General features: G+C 56.9%; 20 protein-coding genes. 11 read left to right on the top strand and 9 right to left on the bottom strand.

The window, feature by feature from the left end:
• The first annotated feature begins 85 nt into the window (after positions 1-85).
• The 8 genes from GC177_10750 to GC177_10715 are packed head-to-tail and all read left to right on the top strand — an operon-like array spanning position 86 to position 6,020.
• The gene (locus GC177_10750) at positions 86-1,177 is read left to right on the top strand and encodes a hypothetical protein (GenBank protein MBI1276428.1); all 1,092 of its coding nucleotides are present in this window, start codon (positions 86-88) and stop codon (positions 1,175-1,177) included.
• A gap of 32 nt (positions 1,178-1,209) precedes the next feature.
• On the top strand, positions 1,210-2,232 hold the full coding sequence (nagZ, locus tag GC177_10745) for a beta-N-acetylhexosaminidase (GenBank protein ID MBI1276427.1): 1,023 nt from the start codon (positions 1,210-1,212) through the stop codon (positions 2,230-2,232).
• A complete protein-coding gene (tatA, locus tag GC177_10740) occupies positions 2,217-2,405 on the top strand; it encodes a twin-arginine translocase TatA/TatE family subunit (GenBank protein ID MBI1276426.1) in 189 nt (62 codons plus the stop codon). Before nagZ ends, tatA begins: the two co-directional genes overlap by 16 nt.
• Positions 2,406-2,411: 6 nt before the next feature.
• Positions 2,412-2,690, top strand: a complete 279-nt coding sequence (locus GC177_10735; GenBank protein ID MBI1276425.1) for a hypothetical protein — start codon at positions 2,412-2,414, stop codon at positions 2,688-2,690.
• Positions 2,690-3,823, top strand: a complete 1,134-nt coding sequence (locus tag GC177_10730; GenBank protein MBI1276424.1) for an MlaE family lipid ABC transporter permease subunit — start codon at positions 2,690-2,692, stop codon at positions 3,821-3,823. Before GC177_10735 ends, GC177_10730 begins: the two co-directional genes overlap by 1 nt.
• Positions 3,820-4,605: an ATP-binding cassette domain-containing protein gene (locus GC177_10725; GenBank protein MBI1276423.1), complete on the top strand. Its 786-nt coding sequence runs from the start codon at positions 3,820-3,822 to the stop codon at positions 4,603-4,605. Before GC177_10730 ends, GC177_10725 begins: the two co-directional genes overlap by 4 nt.
• 1 nt (position 4,606) lies before the next feature.
• Positions 4,607-5,419 carry an MCE family protein gene (locus tag GC177_10720; protein MBI1276422.1) on the top strand — a complete coding sequence of 271 codons (813 nt, stop codon included), beginning with the start codon at positions 4,607-4,609 and terminating at the stop codon, positions 5,417-5,419.
• Between the two features lie 7 nt (positions 5,420-5,426).
• Positions 5,427-6,020 carry a hypothetical protein gene (locus GC177_10715; GenBank protein ID MBI1276421.1) on the top strand — a complete coding sequence of 198 codons (594 nt, stop codon included), beginning with the start codon at positions 5,427-5,429 and terminating at the stop codon, positions 6,018-6,020.
• On the opposite strand, the gene GC177_10710 is transcribed toward GC177_10715, so the two are convergent.
• The 9 genes from GC177_10710 to GC177_10670 form a co-directional block, all read right to left on the bottom strand.
• Positions 6,007-7,884 carry a response regulator gene (locus GC177_10710; GenBank protein MBI1276420.1) on the bottom strand — a complete coding sequence of 626 codons (1,878 nt, stop codon included), beginning with the start codon at positions 7,882-7,884 and terminating at the stop codon, positions 6,007-6,009. The two genes, GC177_10715 and GC177_10710, sit on opposite strands and share 14 nt — an antisense overlap.
• The gene (locus tag GC177_10705) at positions 7,877-8,692 is read right to left on the bottom strand and encodes a hypothetical protein (GenBank protein MBI1276419.1); all 816 of its coding nucleotides are present in this window, start codon (positions 8,690-8,692) and stop codon (positions 7,877-7,879) included. Before GC177_10705 ends, GC177_10710 begins: the two co-directional genes overlap by 8 nt.
• Positions 8,569-9,480 carry a response regulator gene (locus GC177_10700; GenBank protein MBI1276418.1) on the bottom strand — a complete coding sequence of 304 codons (912 nt, stop codon included), beginning with the start codon at positions 9,478-9,480 and terminating at the stop codon, positions 8,569-8,571. Before GC177_10700 ends, GC177_10705 begins: the two co-directional genes overlap by 124 nt.
• The gene (locus tag GC177_10695) at positions 9,477-11,738 is read right to left on the bottom strand and encodes a response regulator (GenBank protein ID MBI1276417.1); all 2,262 of its coding nucleotides are present in this window, start codon (positions 11,736-11,738) and stop codon (positions 9,477-9,479) included. Before GC177_10695 ends, GC177_10700 begins: the two co-directional genes overlap by 4 nt.
• Before the next feature lie 3 nt (positions 11,739-11,741).
• A complete protein-coding gene (locus GC177_10690) occupies positions 11,742-12,809 on the bottom strand; it encodes a response regulator (protein MBI1276416.1) in 1,068 nt (355 codons plus the stop codon).
• Positions 12,718-14,091, bottom strand: a complete 1,374-nt coding sequence (locus GC177_10685; protein ID MBI1276415.1) for an HlyD family type I secretion periplasmic adaptor subunit — start codon at positions 14,089-14,091, stop codon at positions 12,718-12,720. The genes GC177_10690 and GC177_10685 overlap by 92 nt, the downstream gene beginning before the upstream one ends.
• Entirely contained in the window at positions 14,082-16,235 is a 2,154-nt protein-coding gene (locus GC177_10680) for an ATP-binding cassette domain-containing protein (protein MBI1276414.1), read from the bottom strand. The genes GC177_10685 and GC177_10680 overlap by 10 nt, the downstream gene beginning before the upstream one ends.
• Entirely contained in the window at positions 16,232-17,950 is a 1,719-nt protein-coding gene (locus GC177_10675; GenBank protein MBI1276413.1) for an ATP-binding cassette domain-containing protein, read from the bottom strand. The genes GC177_10680 and GC177_10675 overlap by 4 nt, the downstream gene beginning before the upstream one ends.
• Before the next feature lie 137 nt (positions 17,951-18,087).
• A complete protein-coding gene (locus tag GC177_10670; protein ID MBI1276412.1) occupies positions 18,088-19,959 on the bottom strand; it encodes a hypothetical protein in 1,872 nt (623 codons plus the stop codon).
• 312 nt (positions 19,960-20,271) lie between these two features.
• Between GC177_10670 and GC177_10665 the strand changes: the two genes are divergently transcribed.
• The 3 genes from GC177_10665 to GC177_10655 all read left to right on the top strand — a co-directional run.
• A complete protein-coding gene (locus GC177_10665) occupies positions 20,272-22,116 on the top strand; it encodes an ATP-binding cassette domain-containing protein (GenBank protein MBI1276411.1) in 1,845 nt (614 codons plus the stop codon).
• A gap of 84 nt (positions 22,117-22,200) precedes the next feature.
• On the top strand, positions 22,201-23,472 hold the full coding sequence (locus GC177_10660; GenBank protein MBI1276410.1) for an NAD(P)-binding protein: 1,272 nt from the start codon (positions 22,201-22,203) through the stop codon (positions 23,470-23,472).
• A gap of 72 nt (positions 23,473-23,544) precedes the next feature.
• A partial coding sequence (locus tag GC177_10655) for a hypothetical protein (GenBank protein MBI1276409.1) occupies positions 23,545-23,868 on the top strand: 324 nt, incomplete at its 3' end.

Below are 23,868 nucleotides of genomic sequence, written 5' to 3'. Positions count from 1 at the left end.
TTCGATGCTGTCAAATTAACCGTTCTCGGCTCAACCTAGCGTAATGGATGACACGCTTTAGGAATTGGGTATAGTGGCGGTTCAAATGAGGATAAGCCCCATGCACGAAGCTGCCAATTATCATCGACCCGGTTCAAACCTGCGTTATGCGCATGGCTACGCAAAGCCTCCCATCAAAAAGGCATGGCAGGTGATTTTCGGGCTGACGGCGGCGGCGGGTTTCTGCTGGCTGGCATGGGCGGCTTACAATGCCGGGTCGCAGGCATCCAACCCTGAGGATGTGCCCTTGATCAAGGCAAGCGATGAGCCGTTCCGCGTGCGCCCGGACGAGCCGGGCGGAATGCCGATTCCCCATCGGGACAAGCAGGTGTTTGAAGCCCTGCGCGGTAAAGATGATGAGCCGCATGCGGTGAAACCCGCGCCGCTGCCTGAGCAGCCGCAGACACCGGAAGTGGCTACTGCCGCGCCGGTTCAGCCTGCCGAGGATATTGCCCGCCAGCGCGAGCAACTACTCGCGCAGAAAGAACACCCGACCAAGAATGTGGAAGAGCTGGTTTCGCCTGCTGTGGTGCCCGCCGAACCGGTTAAGCCGGTGGTGGTTGCCAAGCCCGAACCTATAAAGCCGGTGGAACCCGCCCCTATGGCGGCTGCCAAGCCTGAGCCTGTTGTGAAAACAGAAGCGCCCAAGCCAATAGCTGCCGCACCCGTTGCGCCGAAAGAAACCGCGACGACAACGGTGGTGAAAGAGGCAGCGCCCACACCTGCGGTGACCGCGCGCCAGGAAGCCGTGCCCGCTCCCAAGGCTGTCAGCGGTGGCGCCGCAACTTCCCATACACAAACGAAGACGGTGGCTGGTCCTTTTGCAGTGACCTCAACCTTCGACAAGGTATCCGTGGTGGAAGAAAAGGCCCCGGCAGTGCCGCGGGCTTCCGGCGGCGGTGGCAACAAGCGCGCTCAGCTGGCCGCTCTTAAGTCAGAAGCGGAGGCCAACGCCATGTGGAGCCGCATCCAAGGCAAATATCCGAGCTTCACATCCGGCAAGAGCCTTCACGTAGAACGGGCGGATATTCCCGGTAAAGGGGTGTTTTACCGCTTGCAGGTCGGGCCGTTTTCCGATAGCGCGGAAGTGAAACAGTTTTGCCAGTCCATCGGCCAAAGCGGCTGCCTGGTGAAGTAAACGCACAATAAAAAAAGAATGGCTTACGCTTCATGATCAATGCTGCAATTTATGGATGTTCCGGATTACGGCTGACTGCCGATGAGAAGGCGTTTTTTGCCGACAGCAAACCGTATGGTTTTATTCTCTTTGCCCGGAATTGCGAGGAGCCAAGCCAGCTTCGCGCCCTGGTGAATGAATTGCGCGAAGTGAGCTATGACCAGGCGCCCATCCTGATCGATCAGGAAGGCGGCCGGGTAGCGCGCCTGAGGCCGCCGCACTGGCGGCCGTATCGCCCGGCCGGTGATTTTGCCAAATTGTATAAAGTGGATGCGGAGGCGGCTCGCGAGGCCGTGTATCATAATGGTCGCCTGATTGCCGAAGAGCTTGCCGCGCTTGGCATCACGGTGGATTGTGTGCCGCTTCTGGATGTTCCTTCTCCCGGCTCGCACGACATTATCGGCGACCGTGCCTTTGGTGACACGCCGGAGCAGGTGGCCGATCTGGCAGCCGTGATGTGCAAAGCCATGATGGATGGCGGCGTGCTGCCGGTCATCAAGCATATTCCCGGCCATGGCCGCGCGATGGCGGACAGTCACCTGGAGCTGCCGGTGGTGGATGCCAGCCTGGCGGAACTGGAGGCGGTGGACGTGCCGCCCTTCAAGGCGCTGAAACACATGCCCTACGGCATGACGGCGCATGTGCTTTACAAAGCACTGGACGCCGAGGAAGTCGGAACCTTCTCGCGAAAAGTGATCGGTTATATCCGTGAGGTGATCGGCTTTGACGGGCTGTTGATGTCCGACGATCTTTCCATGAAGGCGCTGGCGGGGGATTTCGCCTCACGCGTGACGCGTTCAATGGATGCGGGGTGCGACCTTGTGCTTCACTGCAATGGTGATATGAGTGAGATGAAGGCGGTGGCGGGCGCGGTGGGCAGCCTTTCGCCCACGGCCATGGTGCGCCACTTGCGCGCCATGCAGTTGCTCAAGCCCGCGGCCAAGCTGGATTGCCAGCAGGCGCAAGCCACGGTTGAAAACCTGATGCAAAGGATGGACACATGTTCCCTAGCCTAAGCCATTTGCTGATTGTCCTTTTGCTGGTGCTGGTGCTGTTCGGCGCGGGCAAGCTTCCCAAGGTGATGGGGGATTTAGGCAAAGGCATGCGCAGCTTCCGTGAAGGGCTGCACGGCGATGATGTGGCCGATGCCAAGAAACTGGACAAGCCCGCCGACAAGAAAGACGCGTAGGGTAGCATGGGCCTTTCCCTGCCGGAAATTCTGGTGGTGGCGGTGGTGGCCCTGATGGTGATCGGCCCGGAGGATTTGCCGCGCGTGATGCGGTCTTTCGGCCGGATGGTCGGGAAAATCAAACGCCATGCCGAAAGCTGGATGGAAGAGGGCGATGCCCCACTCAAGCCAACCAAGCCTGTAATTGAACAGTCGCATGTAGTGGTGGGGGATGACGGCAAGCCGTATGAAGCTTATACGGTGGCGGATTCCACATCAAAAAAGAACGAGGCAACGCCCCGCTGATGCGGTATAAGGTTGCCATGAAACCGACCCTTTCAGTTGAACAGCATGGAAATGGCCTTGTCGCCGGGGTTGCCGGCAACTGGGTGGCGGAGTTTGCCGATGAGTGCCATCGGCTGATTCAATCCTTCCAACCGCGCAAGGGGCAGAAGGCCACCATTGAATGTGCGGGGCTGGAGGCGCTGGATGTAACCGGTGCCTGGCTGCTGCAGCGCCGGGTTGAAGAGCTGGCGAAGCAAGGCATCCAGGTGGTGCTGCAGGGGTTTGCCAAACATCACGCACAGTTTATCGAGCAGGTGGGGCAGTTGCAGGACCCCATCACAAGTCTGCCGACCACACCCTATGTGCCTTTACAGTTTACGGCGCGCGCCGTGCATGGTTTGATTGAAGGGGGAACCAAAGGGCTTGAGTTTTTAGGCAAGGTGCTGATGGCCCTAGGGGAGAGCATTGTGCATCCGTCGCGCATCCGCTGGAGCGCCATTGTCAAAAGCGGCGAAATGGCGGCCGTGCGCGCCGCGCCCATCGTGTCGCTGATTTCCTTTTTGATCGCCATCGTATTGGCCTATCAGGGCTCCGCCCAGCTGCGCCGTTTCGGCGCGCAGATATTCACCATCGATCTGGTGTCCATCTCCGTCTTGCGCGAGATGGGTGTGCTGCTGACGGCCATCATGGTGGCGGGCCGGTCCGGCAGCGCGTTTGCCGCGGAGATCGGCACCATGAAGCTGAACCAGGAACTGGATGCCCTGCGCACCATGGGCATGAGCCCGATGGACGTGCTGGTGGTGCCACGGATTCTGGCCCTGACGCTGATGATGCCGCTGCTGGCCTTTCTGGCGGATATGATGGGGTTGACGGGCGCGGCCATCCTGACCGTGTTAACCAGCGATACCAGCTTTACGCTGTTTATGTCCCGCCTGTTGCAGGCCATGAAAATGACGGATTTCTGGGTGGGGATGATCAAGGCGCCGGTGTTTGGGCTTATCATCGGGCTGGTGGGTTGCCATCACGGCATGTCGGTGACCAATTCGGCGGAATCCGTCGGGGTGGAAACCACGCGCGCGGTGGTCACCTCGATCTTCTTTGTCATTTTCGCCGATGCGCTTTTCTCCATCCTTTTTACAAAGATCGGCATATGACGCGGCAAGCCTCATCCCATCCGTCGGCTGCGATCGAGGTGAAGGGGCTGACCAACCGCTTCGGCAAGCATGTGGTGCATGACAAGCTGGATTTCAGGGCGGAAAAAGGAAGCATCACCGGTATTGTCGGCGGGTCCGGCAGCGGGAAATCGGTGTTGATGCGAAGCATCATCGGGCTGCAGAAGTTTTCCTCCGGCACCGTCCTGGTCAATGGCAGGCCGATGAAGGCGCTGAATATGCGCGAGGCGCAGGAGCTGCGGCGCAGCTGGGGCGTCATGTACCAAAGCGGCGCTTTGTTCTCCGCGCTGACAGTGGTAGAAAATATTGCAGTGCCGATGCATGAATATCTGCATCTGCCCGATCTGGTCATACGTGAGCTGGCCATGCTCAAGCTGCGCATGGTCGGGTTGCCGGACAACGCGGCGGATAAATTCCCGGCGGAGCTTTCCGGCGGGATGGTAAAACGTGCGGCGCTGGCGCGCGCGCTGGCGCTGGATCCCGCCTTGCTCTTTCTGGATGAACCGACCGCAGGCCTCGACCCGATTGCGGCGCAGGATTTCGACCAGCTTTTGCTGGAACTGCGGCGGCAGCTGGGGTTGACGGTGATGATGATCACGCATGATCTGGATTCGCTTTTCACGATTTGTGACCAGGTGGCGGTGCTGGTTGATAAGAAAATGGTGCAATCAGGCGTGAAAGATATTGTAAAACATCCGAATCCATGGATTCAGGAGTATTTCGGCGGGCAACGCGCGGCACGCTTTGTAAGAAAGGCAGGCTAGGATGGAAACTCGGGTCAATTACCTCATGGTTGGTGCGTTCGCCCTTGCACTGGTGGCAGGGGTCATTCTGTTCGTGCTGTGGGCAAGCGGTAATAAAGAGGGACGCGATTTCCTCAAATACCGCATTTATTTCGATCAGGCCGTGAACGGCCTGACCCAAGGCAGCCCCGTGCGCTTCATGGGGGTGGAAGTGGGGCAGGTGGAAAGCATCACGCTTGATATGTCCACGCATGACCCCAAGGTGCTGACGATTGTAAAAATCGATGAAAATGTGCCGGTGATAACGAGCACCATGGCCATGCTGAAGCCTAGCGGCATCACAGGTATGTATTTCATCGACCTGCGTAACGGCATTAGCGGGGATGAACCAGGCCAGCCGCTTGTGCGCAAAAAAGGCGAGCTGCCCATCATCAAGGCGGAACAGTCGGATTTTGATAAGCTGTTTGGCGGTGCGGGCAGCACCATGCAACGCATCGATATGGTGCTGGCGCGCGTGGAGAAAATGCTGAGCGACGATAACCTCGAATCCATCAGCCTGACCCTGAAGCATCTGGAAGGTTTCACCGCGGCGCTGGATGATGACAGCAATGGCGACCGTGGCAATTTCATCAAGCAAAGCACGGAAGCGGCGCATGAGTTGCGCGTGCTGCTGAAAGGGCTGAATGACGAAGGCTTTCATGAACAGTTGAGTGGCCTGGTCACCAATCTTCAGAATACGGTCAAAAATGTGGATAGCCTCACCGAATCGCTGGAGCGCAACCCATCCCAGATTATTTTTCCGCCCAAGAAAGAGGGCGTGAAAATTCAGCCATAACGCGAGTATGAACATGATGACACGCTATTTCCTCAAACCGCTGATCATGCTGGCATTGTGCGCCGCGCTTGCTGGTTGCGGCGGCGCGTCCGGCCCTGCGCCCAAGCGTTACGGCTTTGATAATCAGGCCATTGCGGATAGCGTGAAAGGCAAAAAAAGCCGCACGGTGCGGCTGACACTGCCAAGCAGCTCCCCCACGCTGGATGGGCGAAGCATTCAGGTTCAGCGCGCCACGGGTGAGCTGACGGTGGTGGATAATGCCGTGTGGGCGGACCCGCTGCCCTACCTGGTTGCGCAAAGCATGGCCGAGACATTGCGTGCCAAGGGCATGACGGTGGTGGAAGCCGGGCAGGCGGGGCGCACCTCGCTGCAGATCAACACCAGCATCGAACGTTTTACGCTGGCCTATGATGAATCGGGCGTTGCCACCGCTCAGGTCTCCCTGAATTTCACGGTTCTTTCCCTGCCGGATAAACGCCCCATCGCCAATGTGCATTACGAGGATGAGAAGCCGGTTTCGCCGGTGAGGATGACCGTGGTGACGGGCGCGTTTCAGGACGCGTTGGCCGAGGCTTTCTCCAAGCTTATCAGGAAGCTTTAGCCTTTTTGGCGTTTTCCGCCTTGGGCAGCCATTGCTGAAGCGTGGCGATGAGTTCATGGCGGCGGATGGGTTTGCTCAAGTAATCGCTCATGCCGGATGCCAGGCATGCCTCCCGGTCGCCCTTCATGGCGTTGGCGGTAAGGGCGATGATGGGAATGGGGGGCAGCTTGCGGTCGCTCATCAGACCGCTCAGGTGTCTGCTGGCCTCGAAACCATCCATCACAGGCATCTGGCAATCCATGAGGATGATGTCGAGTGGATGGTCATGCACACAGCGGATGGCTTCCTCGCCATTTCCGGCGGAGACCACCTTGCAGCCGATTCGCTCAAGCAGTTCGGTTGCGAATTCGCGATTCACGCGGTTATCCTCCACCAGAAGTACGCGGGCATTGGGAATGGTGTCGTTGAGGTTGGTCTGCATGCGTGCTTCCTTTTTATTATAGAGATTAAGCGGGGTCAGCATGGTGAGGTGCTGCTTGTTCCTGTGCGCGAAAATGACGAGGGAGGCGATATCCAGCAACTGATGGCCGCGCACCGGCTTGGCGAGGTAGGCGTGGCACCCGGCCTCGGCGAAGAGCTGGGCCAATCCTTTATCCTGTGAGCTGGTGACCATGATGGTGAGCAGATCGGGGTGGCGTTGGCGTAATTCCTGCATCAGGGCAATGCTATCGCCGCCATGTTCCAGCATGTATTCCATCACGAGCATGTCCGGCACGGCATAATCATGCCGGACATGTTCCCATGCGGTCAATGAATCAAGCATCACGACCTGCGCGCCTGCATGGCGGAGGATACCCGCCAGTATCCGGCGGCTTGGTTCAAGGTCGTCCACCACCCAGATGGTGCGATCCCGCAATAATTGATGATCGGCAATATCCTGCGTTAGCGGTGGTTCCGCCGCCTGGCAGGGAAGGGTGAACCAGAAATTCGAGCCGTGTTCCGGCGTGCTTTCCACGCCGACCTGACCGCCCATCAGGCTGGCCAGCTGCTTGCAGATGGCCAAGCCTAGGCCGGTGCCGCCGAACTTGCGGGTGGTGGAGGCATCGGCCTGCGTGAATTTGTCAAAGATCATCCGGCATTTATCCTCGGGAATGCCGATGCCGGTGTCCTTGATGTTGATCTTCAGTTCGTGGCGGGTCGCATCCGCGGGAAAGGAGGAGATGGATTCCACGGAAAGAAGCACATAGCCCTTGTCGGTGAATTTGATGGCGTTGCTGGTGAGGTTCCAGATGATTTGGCGGATGCGCAATGGATCGGCAATAATGTGATGTGGGATATTGGCGGGATAGTCCACCAGCAGTTCAAGCTTGTGCTCCTTCTCACGCAAACGGGGGAGGAAGAGTTCAGTCGTTTCCTCAATGGCCGCCGCCAGATCGAAGGCGACGGGTTCCAGCTCCAGGCGGCCGGCCTCTATCTTGGAGAAGTCGAGAATATCGTTGATGATTTCGAGAAGGTTCTCGGCGGAATCCAGCACGGTGCGGAGGTGCTGCTCCTGCTGGCGGGTGAGGTTGCTGTCAAGCAGCAGCTCGCTGATGCCGATCATGCTGTTAAGCGGTGTGCGGATTTCATGGCTCATGTTGGCGAGGAATTCGCTTTTGGACTGGTTGGAGGCAACGGCCTGCTCGGTGGCGTCGCGGTAGCTTCTGGTTTGCTGGTAAACGAGATGCTGGATCTCTTTCTCCTGTTGTGTTGCCTGGCGCGTGTAAAAGATGCCGACAAGCACGAGCAGCGCTAGCTGTGCCCATGCGTGCCAAAGTCCTTGTAAATCAATAATGTGCATGGTGATTAGCAGCGCCAGGCTGGCTGCGATGCAGCATCCGGTGATGATCAGGCTCTTTTTATAGGGGGAGAGGATTTTAATCATGATCGGCCTCTTCCAGCGTGAACTGCATCACGGTGCCGCCATGGCGGCTGGAATTGACGGTTAACTGTCCACCATGGTGCTTGGCGATGCGCGCACAAAAGGCCAGGCCCGCGCCGTGGCCTTCCGGCAGGGCTGTGTTGCCGACGGTGCGGAACAGGCCCATCACCAGCCTTCGATAGTCGGCGTCGATGCCGGGTCCATTATCTTCCACCCGTACGGACCAGCAACGACCTTTCTTTTGTGATGTTATGGTTACAGTGGGGTTGGGGTGGGTATTATGGCGCAGGGCGTTGTCCATCAGTTCCACAAAAAGGCGCTTGAGCTGGATGGCATCAGCAAGCGCATGCGGAAGCTGGCGAATGTGGATGGCGCCGTTTTTTTCCGTCATAAGGGCTTCGCATTCCGCTGCGGCCTGACGGGCGATCTCATCGATATCGACGGGCTGTTTGTCGGCAGGGTTGCGCACCAAATGTGAATAGGCGCGGATAATGGCCACGCGCTCCAGCACGGTGGAAATTTCCTCTTCCAGCGCGAAGATGAGTTTTTCCGCTTCCGGCGCCGTCCATTTGCGCAGCTCGAGGCAATAGATCAGCGCCTGCCGAAGCGGATCGCGCAGTTCATGCGAGGCGGCACAGGCAATATCCTCAATGTCGTTTAGCAGCAAAGCAGGGCGGTGAGCATGTTTCATACGATGTATCGTTCCCCCATGCGGTTGATCGTTTGTTGCAGCTCGGATTCCAGCACCTGCAACAGTGCGCTGGTGGTGACCGGTTTGACCAGAATATTGCTGACGCCCATGAGGCGCCATTTCGGGTTATCCTTTTGCCACTTGTCTTCCGTAATCAGGGTGATGGAGGCCGAGGCCTGTAGTTCACGCAAGGCAACCAGCATGGTTTGCGGGTTGTCGCTTGGCATATCGTCGGACAGAAAGATCACATTATACTGGCAATGGCGGGTGAGGGTGCGCAGGCCTTCTTCATTCAAGGCAAGGTCAGCTTTGCAGCCAATGCCAGACAAAAGGGTACAGACCTGCTGACCGTCCTTCTCGCTTTCGCCCGCGTAAAGCACTCGCCAGCCAGACAGAAGATGCTTGCGAATGGCGCTTGGGGTATCCTGCGGTTTGACGGAAGGAAGTTCGATCAATTGTTCTGCATGCGCCTGGCTGAATAATGCGCGCTGCATGGGGCCGATGCCGTCTGATGCCGTCATTTCAAGCTGTTTACGGTATTCGCCATAGGCCTGAATGTAATTCATGATTTTTTGCCGGGTGAATGGCTTGGTGATGTAGCCCACCGCGCCCTGGCGGGAGGCGGTTTCCACATCATCCAGAATGCGGCTGGCGGTGAGCATGATGATATAGGCGGCGGGGGTTATCTTTTTGATATGTGTCAACAGGCTCAGGCCGTCGCCATCGGGCAGGCCGATGTCAAGGAAAGTGATATCCGGCCGGAGCTGAGCGAATTTGCGCAGGCCATCGGCCGCATTGTGCGCAACCTCGCGATGATGACCCATCAGCATTTTCTGAATCATCCCGGCATAGCCTTTTTCATCGTCGATGATCAGGCATTTGTAGCTGCTTTTGGAACTTCCGCTCATGCAGCCTCTGCGATTTGTTGAAGATGCGGTCTGGATTCATTGAAGGCTCGGCGCAGTTCCGCCAGTTTTGGCGTAAGCTCGGTGGGGCTGGAGCCTTCGCGCGCGGCGTGTTCAATTGCTTCGGCCACGGCGGAAACCTGTATGACGCCGAACTGGCGGCTGGAGGATTTGATGCTGTGTGCCTGTGCGCTGACTTCCTTGGCATCGCCGTTGCGTGCGGCATGTTCCAACTGGCTGAGGTATATTTCCGTATCCTCCAGGTAATAGCGCAGCACGGTGGCGAAACGGCTGCCCATGGTCTGCCGGGCGTCCTGAAGGATGGTAGTGTCGAGCATGCTGTTATTTACGGCAGGCGATGTGTTCTCGTTGGAAACTTTCGGTAAGGACTGTTCGGGCCTGGGTGAAGTCTCGTTTTTCAATTTGTGTTTGAGCCATTTGATCATAATTGCCTCCCAATTTGGTTTTCGAAGGGGTTTGCTCATAAAGTCGTTCATGCCTGCCTTGAGGCAGCGCTCGCGGTCGCCCTGCATCGCGTTGGCGGTGAGGGCGATGATGGGAACCGGGGCCATCAGTTTTTCCGAAATGAGGCTATTAATGGCTTTCGTGGCTTCGAAGCCGTCCATCACCGGCATCTGACAATCCATGAAAATGATGTCGAAGGATTTTTCCTTAAGGATATTCATGGCCATGGCGCCATTTTCCGCGCAGGTGACGATGCATCCCTGCGAGGACATGAGCTCGGTTGCATATTCGCGGTTGATGCGGTTGTCTTCCACCAGCAAAATGCGGATGAGGTGAAAAGGCGCCGACCCCTGCGCCAGTTCCTGCGCGGCGATGCGGTTTCCGGCGCCGGAGGTAAGAATGCCCTCCCGATGTTTGGCTTCCAGCACGAGGTGGAGCGTTTCCAGCAATTCTGACGAACGAACGGGTTTTGCCAGGCAGGCAGCCGCACCGGCATCGGCAAAAAGCTTGGTATAGCCTTTCTCGCCCGCGCTGGTGAGCACAACAACCGGGATTTTCGCAAGATCAGCCGAGGCACGTACCGCGCGTGTGAGGGTTTCGCCATCCATTTCCGGCATGAGATAATCGGTGATGATGAGCGAGTAGGGTTTTCCCTGTGTCACCGACTGCCGGGCCAGGCGCAGTGCCTCCGTGCCGCTGGAAGCGAGGTGGCAGGTCATGCCCGCCTGTTTCAAATGCTCGGCCAGCATGGTGCGGTTGGCGGCCAGGTCGTCCACTACCAGTATCTTTTTGTGGCGCAGGAGATTGCGTACCGTGGCGGTGGATGCCGGGGGCGCCATATCGCATTGAACGGAAAATTGCACCATGGTGCCGCTGCCCGGTTTGCTGTCGATACTGATGCGGCCATTCATCAGTGCAACCAGCTTCTGGCACAGGCTGAGACCGAGCCCGGCGCCGCCGTGTGTGCGGGTGGAGGTTCCGTCTCCCTGCACGAAGGGCTCGAAAATGATGGAGAGCCGGTCTCCTGCAATGCCAATACCTGTATCTTCAATAGTAACCTCGATGGAGGATTTATCGTCGGAGACCGGCATCAGTTTTATGCGCATCAGCACGTGCCCGTTTTCGGTGAATTTTACCGCGTTGCCCATCAGGTGATATAGCACCTGACGCAGGCGGTTTCTGTCTGCCACCACGCGTGTACCTGCGGGTGGCGCTTCCAGAATCAAATCGATCTTTTTCTCATGAGCGACGGGGCTTAACATTTCCATCACGTCCTCGGCGGCTTCGCGCAGGTCGAACACCACCGGGTTCAGGTGCAGTTTGCCCGTTTCGATGCGTGAGAGATCCAGGATATCGTCCAGAGTGCTCATGAGGTTGTCCGCTCCGTGAAGCAGGGCTTTGACGTAGCCTTTCTGCCTGGGTGTGAGGCTTGACTGCATCAGCAGCTCGGCCATGCCGAAAATGGCGTTCATGGGAGTGCGGATTTCGTGACTCATGTTGGCGAGAAACTGGCTTTTGAGCCGTGTGCTTTCCTCGCGCGTTCGTTCCGCCTCCTGAATGAGGCGGAGGGTGGGGATGAAGACGAAAAAACCTTCCCCAATCAGAAAAAGGGTCATCATGCCAAAGGCGATGCCCAGGATATCCATCCATTCAAACCCAGGAGGCCGGCCCGGTTCAGCCAGAACTTGTATGGCAACAAACATGACGGCGAGAAGGGACGCCATCAGCGAAATGCTGATGATGCAATGGCGGATGACCCATTGATGGGAAGCGGTTTTTTCTTTTTCGGGCCGCATGCATCACCACTCCAGAATATGTTTCCTGTCGGCGGAGGCGCTGGTGACGCAAACCACGCGATTGCCTTTGGGACTATAGGCAAGCTGGTCGAATGCAAGCATGTTGGCCTGGGCGATGCCGCGACCGTGGCTATCCATGGCGCGGGAAGGGTCTATGCGCAGATATTTCTTCCAGTCAAACCCGTCGCCCTCATCGGTTATCTGTGCATAGACCTGACCGTCCTTTTTCTCCAGAACCAGTTCCACGCGCTTGTTGGCATATTCGGGCATTTCAAGGCGGCGTGCTATTTCCTCGCGCCAGTTATTCTGTTTGAGAAGCTCTGTTTTTTCATCATACCCAATGTTGAGATTGCCGTGCTCGACGGCATTCACCAGCAATTCAGCCAAGCCGGGAAGGGCGCGTTCCGGTACGGGGAAAACATGCGCGGCAAAACAGGCGAGCGCTTCGGCTTCTTCCAGCGTGTGCACGAAGAAACGGGAGGAGATCATGGTACGAAAACCTGTCTGGTAATGTTTGATCTCGCCGCTCAGGTTCTTCTGATAACGCGATTCGCGTAGCGCGGCGGTGAGGACCGAGCGCAGCACATCGTCATTCACCGGTTTGGACAGGTAATAGAAAATTCCCGCATCGATACCTTCGCGCATATGCTCTGCACGGTCGGACCCTGTCAGCATGATAATGGGAACGCGCGCGTGCGACGGTTCGTGCTTGATGCGATGCACCAGCTCCAGCCCATTCATGCCCGGCATGTTGCGGTCCAGCAGAATGGCATCGACCTCACCGGGGTGTGAAGCAAGCCAGTGCAGCGCCTGCTCGGCGGTACGCATAAGCAAGGCCTCGTTGCCATAACTGTTCAGCCGTGCTTCCAGCAGCATAAGCGTGGCGCGGTCGTCATCCACCACGAGAACGGTTGGGGTGGTTTTTTGATGGTGGCCGGATGTCAGCCGGATCAGCGGGGAAAGAAGCATTTCGTTCATGTTACCGCTCCGTGAAGGATTGTTGGGTGGCGACCTGCATGGGTTTGAGCAGATAGGCAAGCAGGGTTTTCCTGCCGGTGATGATGCCCGCATCCACCGACATGCCGGGAAGCAACTGCTGGCCGTCGATGGTGTGGCCATCAGGTTTGATGCGCACGCGGTAATAGGATTGCTGTTTTTCATTGACGAAGGTAGTAGCCGAGACGGATTCCACCGTACCGTACAGCATGCCATACTGGGTGTAGTCATAGGCATCGACACGCAACTGCACGCGCTGACCGGGTTTTACATGGCCGATATCACGCGGGATGATGCGCGCCTCGACCATGAGGGATTCATCGGTCGGTACGATTTCCATCAATATCTGTGCAGGCGTGACCACGCTGCCGATGGTGTTGACGGCCAGCCCCTTGATGATACCGTCTATCGGAGAAGTGATCATCTGGCGTTCCACACGGCTTTTGGTTTTTTTCATACTCTCCCGCGCCTGGGCGATGTCGCCGGTGGTTTTTTCCAGGTCCTGCAGAGCGATTTCCCGGTTTTTGGCATGCAGGGCGGCAATGCGGGAGCGGTATTCGCCCATTTCCTTTTCCGCGGCTTTGATTTCTATGGCGATGGAGGTCAGGCGTCCCTGGGCATTGTTGTAATCTTCCTCCCGCTTGAGGTAGCTGTTGCGGCTGGCGAGCTGCTTTTCGTTTAATTTCCTGAGGGCATCACGCGATTCGGCAATCAGGGTGAGGTTTTTGCTTAAGGTTGCGCGTTCTGCCTGAAGGCGGGCAACGGTATCCTGCCGCTGGGCGGTCTGGCGTTCCAGAATTTCCGTTTCCGTTGTTTCCGACATTCTGACGCTGTTGAAGATGCGCATCTGTTCGGCTTTTTCTTGCGGGGTGGGGCGCAGCGCGCTGAAATCCGGCGTGGTACCATTGACGTAAGCACGCAGGCGTTCGGCCTGGAGCGAGAGGCTGTGCAGCTGCGCTTCGGTGCTGGCGGCATCCTCCGCCGCGCCTGCGCCGGTGAGCTCCAGCAGCACGTCGCCTTTTTTGACCAGCTGGCCGTCATGCACATGGATGGCCTTGACCATGCCACCATCAAGATGCTGAACGATGCGGGTGTTGCCGCTGGTGACCACGTCGCCATCGGCCTGCGTGACTTCCACCAGCCCGTGCGAAGCGGACCAGGCCACGAAGAGAAATATCCCAAGTGCCAGCATGGCAAGGGTGGTGCGCATACCATGGTTCGGCGGTTCGCCATCGTACCATAAGTATAGCGTCCAACTTTGCTCGGCAGGTATTTCCCGCTGCGGTATACGACCGATGCCTGCCAGTTTAGGGGCGAGCTTCGGCACATTCAGAAAGCGCTCCGGTTTTATGCGCATAGGGCGTCATCCATGGCTAGTATGTGGGCGGAGGTGTCAAAAACCGGCATGTGCTCCTGTCTGAGCAGAATCGTATAATCGGCCAATGCAACATCGCTGCCCCGGTGGGTGACGAACACCACGGTGCGGTGATTGCGGCTTTCCTTCAGGAACTCACGGAATTTTTCACCGGTCTGCCCATTTAGCAGGGCGGAAGGAAGCTCATCCATCAGGATGAGGCGCGATTGCGAAAGGTAGCAACGGGCCAGCGCGATGCGCCAGACCAGGCCGGAAGGGAGCTTGCTGCCGCCGAAGCCGGTTTCGGTCATCAGCCCTTGCGGCAGCGATTGAATATCTTGCCATGCTCCCGCCTGATCCAGCGCGTTGGAAATGGCGAGCTCGGTGGCTTCGGGATCCGTCAGGCGCATGTTATGAAGGATGCTGCCTTCGAAAATAGCGGGGTGCTGAGGCAAATAGCATAAGGAACGACGCAGGGTGATGGGATCAAACTGACGGATGTCGATGCCATCAACCCGTACGCTGCCATTGCTGGCGGGCAGCATGTCGGCCAGTTGCTTGAGCAGGGTGCTTTTGCCGGAGCCGTTGCCCCCCGTAATGGCCACGATGGAGCATGCCGGTATGGTGGCGTTCAATCCGGCATAGACATCTTCCACACGGCTGCTGTGCCGAGCGGAAAGGTTGCGGGCCGCGATATGGCCGCCAATCGCCCGGGCCAACGGCTGACGGGCGCCGGGAGCGCATTCCAATGGGGATGACAGAAGGCGGCCGAGCTCCTCCACCGCGCCGGAGAGGGTTTCCGCCTGGGGTATCATGGCCAGCAGGCCTTGAAGCGGCATCATCATGCGCCAGCTAAGTATCATGGAGGCAACCAGCGCGCCGGGCGTCAGACTCTCGTTGGCCACCATGCCTACGCCAAGCGACATCATCAGCACCATGGTCAGGCCGCCGGTCAGGCGTATGGTGCCTTCATGCCGGGCATTGAGCTTCAGCACGTTCATGGCATCGTGCGAGGCGCGACGGGAAACGGCATCGAAGCGCTGACGCCAGTTCTGCATCATGCCCGAGGACTGGATGAGTTCCTTTTTGCGCAGCGCCTCGGTGAGAAAGCGCTGACGTTCGGCATTGCTTTGCGCGGCCTGGCGAATGGCCTGATGAAGCGGCGCACGCGCGAGAAGGATGGAAACAATCCCCAGCAGCATGAAGCCGAGCGGGACAAAGGTGAGTGGACCCGCGATGACGGCCATCATGCCGATAATGGCCAGAAGGAATGGTGTATCCATGATGCTGAGGGCCAATGGTCCGCACAAGCCATCGCGCAGGGTATCCACCCCGCGCATGCGCGCGAGCTGTTGCGATGGGGGGATGTCCTCCGCCACGGTGGGGGGAAGATGCAACAGGTGTTCCATCATCCCCATGCTGGCATGGTTGCCAATGCAGCCTGCAAAGCCGGTAATAAGACGTGCACGGTTTGCACGAAACCAGCTTTCCAGAATCAGCATGCCAAGGCCGCCGATGGCCAGCCAAAGCCAGCTATCTCCGGAATGGGCGCCGAGCATCTGGTCATAGGCGATCATCACGAGCCAGGGCGTTGTCAGGGCCGTGAGGCTTATGACCAGGCTTAGAAGTGCGAGATGAAGGATTGTGCCACGATAGCGCGTGGCAATATCACGCAGCCACAAACGTGAATTGTCGCGTCCCGCGAGTTTGTAACCGGTGCGGCGCTGAAAGCAGTAGCCCTGGCCTTTTACTTCCGTTATCGGCAGCATGCGCTGGACCGCCGCCGAGGCATCGTAACACAGCCATTCATTGCCCATGCGTTCCAGCAGGATGACGGGGTATTTTCCTTTTCCTTTCAGAATGCACGGCATGGTGGCAATATCGGCCTGTCCAGGGCTGATATGGCAGCGTTGCGCGGCAAAGCCGAACTGGGACATGCTGGCGATGAGGGCTTCCATCTGCCCAAGCATCGGGCTTGCGCAAAGGCCATCGGCAATGCTCCGGCTGTTGCCCTGCCAGCCGCTTGCCGTCAGCAGCACGCCCAGCATGCGTTTCAGTTCATCCTGTCGGTCCAGACGGGGTTTTGGGGCAGTGCCCAGCGCGGCATGCCGCACGGCGGGAGATTTGATTTTTGCCTGTGCGCTCATGCTGCTTTTCCCCCGTCCATCACGATCAGGTTCGGTGTGTTGACGTAGCGTTCCAGCCGTCCGTCTTCCATGCGATAGACAGAATCCGCCAGACGGATAAGGTTCTTGTCGTCCGTTACCATGATGAGAGTGGCTTTCCCTTTCAACATGCCAAGAAGACGGAACGCGGCATTGTAACCGGCAGGATCAAGCGCCCTGTCCGCATGATCGAGCAGGATGGTTTTGGGTTTATGAACCAGGGCGCGCACCATGGCGATGCGTTGCTTCACGCCGGGAGGAACGACGTCTGCAATCTCACCCGTGAGCATGGTGTTATAGCCCTGCGGCAGACGGGCGGCGATGTGATCCAGCCCAAGAAGGGAGGCCAGTTCACGGGCATTGTTTTGTAATGACGGGTTAAATGCGCACATGTTCTCCATGATGCTTCCACGAAGGACGGAGCCTTCGCTGGATACATAGCCGACCAGTTTGGGAAGAGTCGTTTCTCCGCAATGCGCGGGTGAGATATTGTCTATCTGCACTTTGCCTTCGGAGGGAGCGAGAAGTCCGGCGAGAAGTTTCATGAAGGTGGTTTTGCCGCTGCTATGCCCGCCGACAATGGCGATGGATTCTCCCGGTTCCACATGCAAATCGAGCTGTTTCAAAATGGGCGTTTCGTTTTTCCCATATTGAAAGCCGACACCCTGGCATAAAACCTGCCCTTGCAGGCGTGACGGGTTTTCCATTTCCGCCTCAGGCTGAAGCGGACGCTCGTATCGTTCCGGCTTTAAGGTTTTTTGAAGCGCTTCACGCGCGTTGTTCGTTTCCTGTGCGTGAAGCCACCCGTTCACCGCGTGCTGCAGGGGTGGCATTACGCGGCCCGAAAGCATGACGCAGGCAATCAATGTGCCCGCACTGATGCTGCCATCCAGCACATGCGGCGTGCCCGCCAGCACCACCGCCAGCATGGTTGCCTGCGCGGCAAGGCCGTTGATGCTGGAAAGGCAGGCGATGGTGTAGCTTATTTTTTCCGCAATTCTGGAAGAAACCAGATGAAGCGTTTCGAGTCTTCTTTGGGTCAGCGCTTCCAGCGTCATGGCTTTGATGGCATGCCATTGCTGTAATATTTCCCAGAAAATATTGAGGCGCATGTTTTCCATGCTGTGCCGCTTGATCATCTGTTTTTTCAGGGTGACGCCAGCCAGCAGCGCGATGACGGCAAAGAGGAGGCCCAGAGTCGCGACGATTTCTCCCAAAGGCAATGCAAGCCAGCCGATGATGCCAATATAAAGAAGTGTGAAGCAGAGTTCCGCCCCGATGATCCAGGCTTCTCCACCGGCCTGCCGTTTGCAGCGTTGCAGGTGCTGGAACAGCTGAAGATCCTGACCGATAGGGCCTGTCGATGCTTCGGACTGTATCTGTGCTTTTGCCCGAAGAAGGTAATTGAACAACCTTTTCTCGGATTGATGCTCGTAGCTGGCGCCGGCGAGCGCCATCAATTTGGCCCGCAATTGCATCACGATGTTTTCCAGCAGTAAAGCCATGCAGGCGCAGAAGGCCAGCAACGGTAAGGTGCCGGGCTGATGAGGCAATAACAGGCGGTCGTACAGCTGCATGGCCATGATCGGCAACGCCAGGGATGCCAGGTGGCCGGCTATGGTGGCGAAGGCTAATTCAACTCCACCGGAAACCGGCATGGATGAATGGCGTAATATGCTGTGCTGGTTATATGTCATGGCTTATCCATACAACCTTGACGTTAACTCAAGGCTATTCAGCGGAGGAAAAGCACGCAAAAGTTGTTTCAAAACCATACGTTCGCAGGCGTAAAAAAGGCCACGCAAGGTGGCCTTTTTGTCATGTTTTCAATTATTTATCCGAACCAGTGATGCCCGCCGCCAAGGATGTTGCCCAATGAGGAGCCAACACCTGAAGCCAAATCATCCAGCCCGGTGCTGACATCCACCAGCTGATGCCCGCCAATATCCGCGCCAATATTGACATCAAGGCCGTTGCTGAGATCAACATCCAGGTTGAGGCCAACCGGTAGCCCGTGACCGGCATCGGGCTGGGTGTCGGGTGAATTCTGGCTGAGAAGATCAATCTGAACGGCATGGTCTCCGCCATTTTCACCGTTGCTGAGGATGTTGACATCGATCAGATCGTTGTTGCTGGCGGCGTTGTTTTCGCCGCCCAGTATATTCACGTCGATCAGGTCATTGTCGCTGCCGGAATGGTTGCTGTTGCCCAGGCCGATGTCGATAAGGTCGTTATCGCTGGCGGCGTTGTTGTCGCCACCCAGCAGATTAAGGTCTACCAGGTCGTTGTCGCTGGTGGCCTGGTTATCATTACCCAGGCCAATGTCGATCAGGTCATTATCGCTGGTACTGTGGTTGCTTCCAAAAAGATCGAGATCAACCACGTCATTGTCATTGGTTGCGTTGTTATCGCTACCCAAGCCGAGGTCGATAAGGTCGTTATCATTGGTGCTGTTGTTTGTGCCTCCCAGGCCGAGGTCCAGAAGGTCATTGTCGCTGACGGCATTATTATCACCGCCCAGCAGGTCCAGATCCACCAAGTCGTTATCGTTTACGGTATGGTTGTTGCCGCCGAGTAAATCCAGATCGACCAAATCATTATCGCTTACCGAGCTGTTGTTGCTTCCTAGAAGGTCCAGGTCGAGTATGTCGTTATCGCTGACGGTGTGGTTGTTACCCCCCAGCAGGTCGAGGTCGAGGATATCGTTGTCGCTGATGCTGTGATTGCTGCCGCCAAGAAGGTCCAGATCCAGGATGTCGTTGTCTATAATGCTGGTATGGCCGCCACTCAGGATATCGATATCCAGGATATTGTTGTTGATAATGCTGTGATTATCGCCCCCGAAAATATCGATATCGATCAGGTTATTGGTGATGTTGGTCGTGTTGCCGCCGCCAAGATCGATATTGACGATGCTGATGTTGTTCAGAATGTTGTTCAGGATGCTGGTGTTGTTCAACACATCGATATCGATGATGATGGGGCTGTGGCCGCCATCATGACCGCCACCATGATGTTCATCGCCGTAGTAATTGTTGGTGGTGGTCATGGTTGTATTGTTGGTTTGATAGATGATCTGGTTGTTGATGGTCGAGTCACCCACATTATTCACATAAATGACGTTGCCGTTGTTGTTGACGGTATGGGTGCTGTTATCGATGGTGTTGGTGGTTGTTGTGGTGGTGTTGTTCGTGGTGCTGGTATTGCTGGAATAGCTGCTCTGGCTGGAGCTGTTGCTGGTGGAGCTGGATGAGAAGCTGCCGCCATTGGTTGCGGTGGGCAGGGCGTTGCCGCTGGAGGCTGCCGCTGCTGTATTGAGGTTGCCCGTGGGCGAGGAATGGGCGAAGTTGACGTCTCCCGGGTTAAAATTATTCGCCGCGCCTGGCATGGGCTGAATAGCGTTGGACTGGGCGATGCCATATTCAGACCCGACGGCGCCGACGGACGCCATGTCGCCATCAAACGGCACATTATTGATATGACGCACTGTGCCGGTGCCGGTTTCTTCCATGCCGGCGGTGGGCGCGCCCATGTTCCACCATTCGCCGTGATGCCCGTAAATAAGGCCGATATTCATGTGGCCGGTGCCGCTCACATGTTCACCGGGTATCTGATCCACATCCAAATAATAAAGGGCGGATTTCATCTGCTGGGAAGGTAGCGCGGTTCCGGTGGGGAGGGCGCTGAAGCTGGATGCGTTCATCATAAAATCTCCACTAAAGGTAGTATTTATGTTTTCGCATGCAAAGGTGAAGCTTGGTTAAATTCTTCACTTTTCAGTGATTTATTTTGAAGCAGAACCAGATAATATTATTATATTTCAATTGGTATTAAAATGATTTATTCGGTTGTTTTTGTATTATAACACAAAAGGGGCGATTCAACCATAGGGGGATAATTTAGATGTCCGGACATGGAGGAATCAGCAGGGGGGAGACCGGGTTTCCGCCGTCAGGCGTGCTTTTGCTTGCTTTCGCGCGGATGGGATGCAAGTTAGCCCTGCGCAAAGGGATGAAATATGGTTAGCCGTTTATTGCTGAGTCTGGAAGAGGCATCGCTGACCTATGGCGGCAAACCGCTGTTTGACGGGGTGAGCCTTTATGTCAGCGAAGGTGACAAGATATGCCTGGTGGGACGCAACGGCGCCGGGAAAACAACTCTTATGCGGCTGTTGACAGGGGAGCTTGAGCTGGATGAGGGCACGCGCTTTTGCGTGCCGGGCCTGCGCATCGGCTATCTGGCACAGAAAGTCGATTTCAAACCTGAAGAAACCGTGCGCGAGCATGTGCTGGGCGGAATTCAGCATCAGGATGGCTGGCAGGATAAGGAACATCTGGCGGATATGGCGTTGAGCGCGCTGGGGGTGGAGGGCGGTTTGCCGATGGGCACCCTTTCCGGCGGGCAGTTGCGCCGCGCGGGGCTGGCTTCTGCCCTGATGGCCGAGCCGGACATTCTGCTGCTGGATGAGCCGACCAACCATCTGGACCTTCAGGCGATCGGCTGGCTGGAACAATGGGTGGCATCCTACAGGGGCGCGCTGATCTGCGTGAGCCATGACAGGGCATTCCTGAAAGCCATTTCGCAAAAGACGTTCTGGATCGATCGGGGGACGGTGCGTACTTCGCCATTCGGATATGCAAAGTTTGATGAGTGGGCAGAGCAGATGCTTGAGCAGGAAGCCCGCGAATTGCAAAACATGCAAAAGAAACTGGAAGCTGAAGTGGACTGGACACAGGGCGGGGTGACCGGGCGCCGCAAACGCAATGTGCGCCGCCTGGGGGAGCTACACCGGTTGCGCGAAAAACTGCGCGCCGACAAAGCATCCTACAATCAAACCATGCGCACCATTGAGCTGGACCCCATCGCGCCGGTGCTGGCTTCCAAGATCATCTGCGAATTCACCCATGTGAGCAAAAGCTTCGTGCAGGATGACCAGGAGACCGTCATCCTCAATGATTTCAACCTACGTGTGATGCGGGGCGACCGGATCGGTATTCTCGGCAATAACGGCTCGGGTAAATCCACGTTTTTGAAATTGCTTACCGGGGAAATGGCGCCCGACAAGGGATCGGTCAAGCGTGGAAAAACGGTGGAGATCTCCTATTTCGATCAGAACCGCACCACGCTTAACCCACAAAAAACCCTGTGGCAGACGCTTTGCCCCGATGGAGGGGAATATGTCACGCTCGGCCAGGGGGCGGACGCGCGGACGCGCCATGTGTGCGGGTATCTCAAGGATTTCCTGTTCGACCCGAAGCTTGCGCGTGACAAGGTGAGCACGCTTTCCGGCGGGCAGCAGAACCGTTTGCTGCTGGCAAAGATGCTGGCCAATCCGGGTAATGTTCTCATCCTGGATGAGCCGACCAATGACCTGGACATGGATACGCTTGACATGCTGCAGGAGATCCTTTCCGATTATCAGGGCACATTGCTGATCGTCAGTCATGACCGGGATTTTCTGGACCGGACCGTGGCCAAGGTGCTGGCCTTTGAAGGCGACGGCAAGGTGGAAGGCGTGATAGGCGGTTACAGCGATTATCTGGCCTTTAAGCAGGGGAAGCCCGTCACCCAGCAGGAAAAGCCGGTTGTGCAAACGGAGGCTCCAGTCAGGGCGGCCTCGCGCAGTTCCGTTATCATGTCCTATAAACTGAAGCATGAGTTTGAAACGCTGCCCGCGAAAATGGACGCGCTGGGCAAGGAGCTGGAAAGCCTGAAAACCAAACTGGCCGATGGTGAATTTTACCAACGTGACCCAAAAGGGTTCGATACCGCCACCCGCCGTTATGCTGAGGCGCAGGCCGAACTGGACCGTGCCGAAATACGCTGGCTTGAGCTGGATGAAATCGCATCCGCAACCAATTAACGTGTTTTATTGCCACTAGCCCGTTGCATTCGCAGGGGATTTTTGCGTATCTTCGCAGCTGCACAAAAACCGGAGTGAGTCCTTATGACAGCGCGCATCCCCCGAATCGTGATCGTTGGCGCGGGGTTTGCAGGCATGTTCTGCGCCAGGGGGCTGGTCGGGGCGGATGCGCATATCACGCTTATTGATAAACAAAACCACCATCTCTTTCAGCCGCTGCTCTATCAGGTGGCGACGGGGTTTCTCGGCATCAATGATGTGGCGCTGCCCATCCGCAGCCTGTTTCGCGGCAAGGATAATGTGCATGTGGTGATGGAGGAAGTGAACGGGATCGATACGCGCCAGCAGGTTGTGAGGACAGAGGGGCATGAATATCCTTACGATTACCTGGTGCTTGGCACGGGGGCCCGGTATCATTTCTTTGGGCATGACGAGTGGGCGCCGCATGTGATGGTGCTGAAGACGCTGGCCGATGCCATCTTTTTGCGGCACCAGATTCTGACGGCTTTTGAGAAGGCGGAGATTGAGAAAGACGAACAGAAGCGCCGCGCCCTGCTTACCTTTGTGGTGATTGGCGGTGGGCCGACCGGGGTGGAAATGGCCGGTGCCATCGCCGATGTGGTGAACCATGCGCTCGAACGGGAGTTCCGCCATATACGGCCGCGCGATATCCGCATCCTGCTGCTGGAGGCGGGGCAAAGAATGCTGGGAGCGATGCCTGAAAAACTCTCCCATTACGCCGATCACATTCTGAAGGACAAGGGGGTGGAGGTGCATTGCGGCACGGCGGTACGCAACATTGCCGCGGGCCGTGTGGAAACCGCGACGGAAACCGTGGAAAGCGCCACGATTCTATGGGCGGCGGGGGTGCGTGCCGCGCCTGTTGCCAGCTGGCTGGGGATTGAAGCGGACCGGCGAGGCGCCATTCCCGTGCGGGGGGATTTGTCCATCGAGGCATTGCCTAATGTGTATGTGGCCGGTGATGCCGCCACCTGCATGCAGGACGGTCAGCCTTTGCCGGCGCTGGCATCGGTGGCCAAACAGCAGGGGAAATACCTGGCCTATACATTGCGCAGGCGTGTGCAGGGGCAGTCTCCCGGAGTGCCGTTCCATTATACGGATCTGGGAACGATGGCCACCATCGGGCGCAATGCCGCGGTGGCGGATTTCAAAGGCATTACGTTCCGTGGCTGGCTGGCATGGATGCTGTGGGGCGTGGTGCATATTTATTTTCTTACCGGCTTTCGCAACCGCGCCACGGTTTTCCTGACTTGGGTGTGGACCTACCTGACCTTTGGCATCGGCGCGCGGATCATTTTGAAATCCGGCTTTGCGGAGAAGGCGAGGGGAAATTAATCGTCATTTAATTTCCTTGACCCAACCGCTGCGGCCGGTTATAATTAATCATGATTTAATTTTGGAGGCTTTATGTCCGCCGGGCAGTTTCACCTGTTGAAAACAAAACGGTTCCTGCCGCTTTTTCTTGTTCAGTTTCTTGGTGCCTTTAACGACAACGTATTCAAGAATGCTATGGTGATTCTGGTGACTTATGTCACTGCCAGCAAGGCCGGGCTTGACCCGCAGCTGCTGGTGACCATGGCGGCGGGTGTTTTCATTCTGCCGTTTTTCCTGTTTTCCGCCACGGCCGGGCAATTGGCCGATAAATACGAAAAGTCACGCCTCGTCCGTTATATCAAGCTGGCCGAAGTGCTGCTGATGCTGGTAGCGGCTGGTAGCTTTTATCTAGAGAAT

The organism is bacterium, assembly GCA_016124905.1.
In the GTDB taxonomy this organism is placed as follows: domain Bacteria; phylum Pseudomonadota; class Alphaproteobacteria; order Rickettsiales; family RI-342; genus RI-342.
The sequence above is the reverse complement of the archived record's forward strand: the minus strand, read 5'-3'. Positions and strand labels throughout refer to the sequence as shown.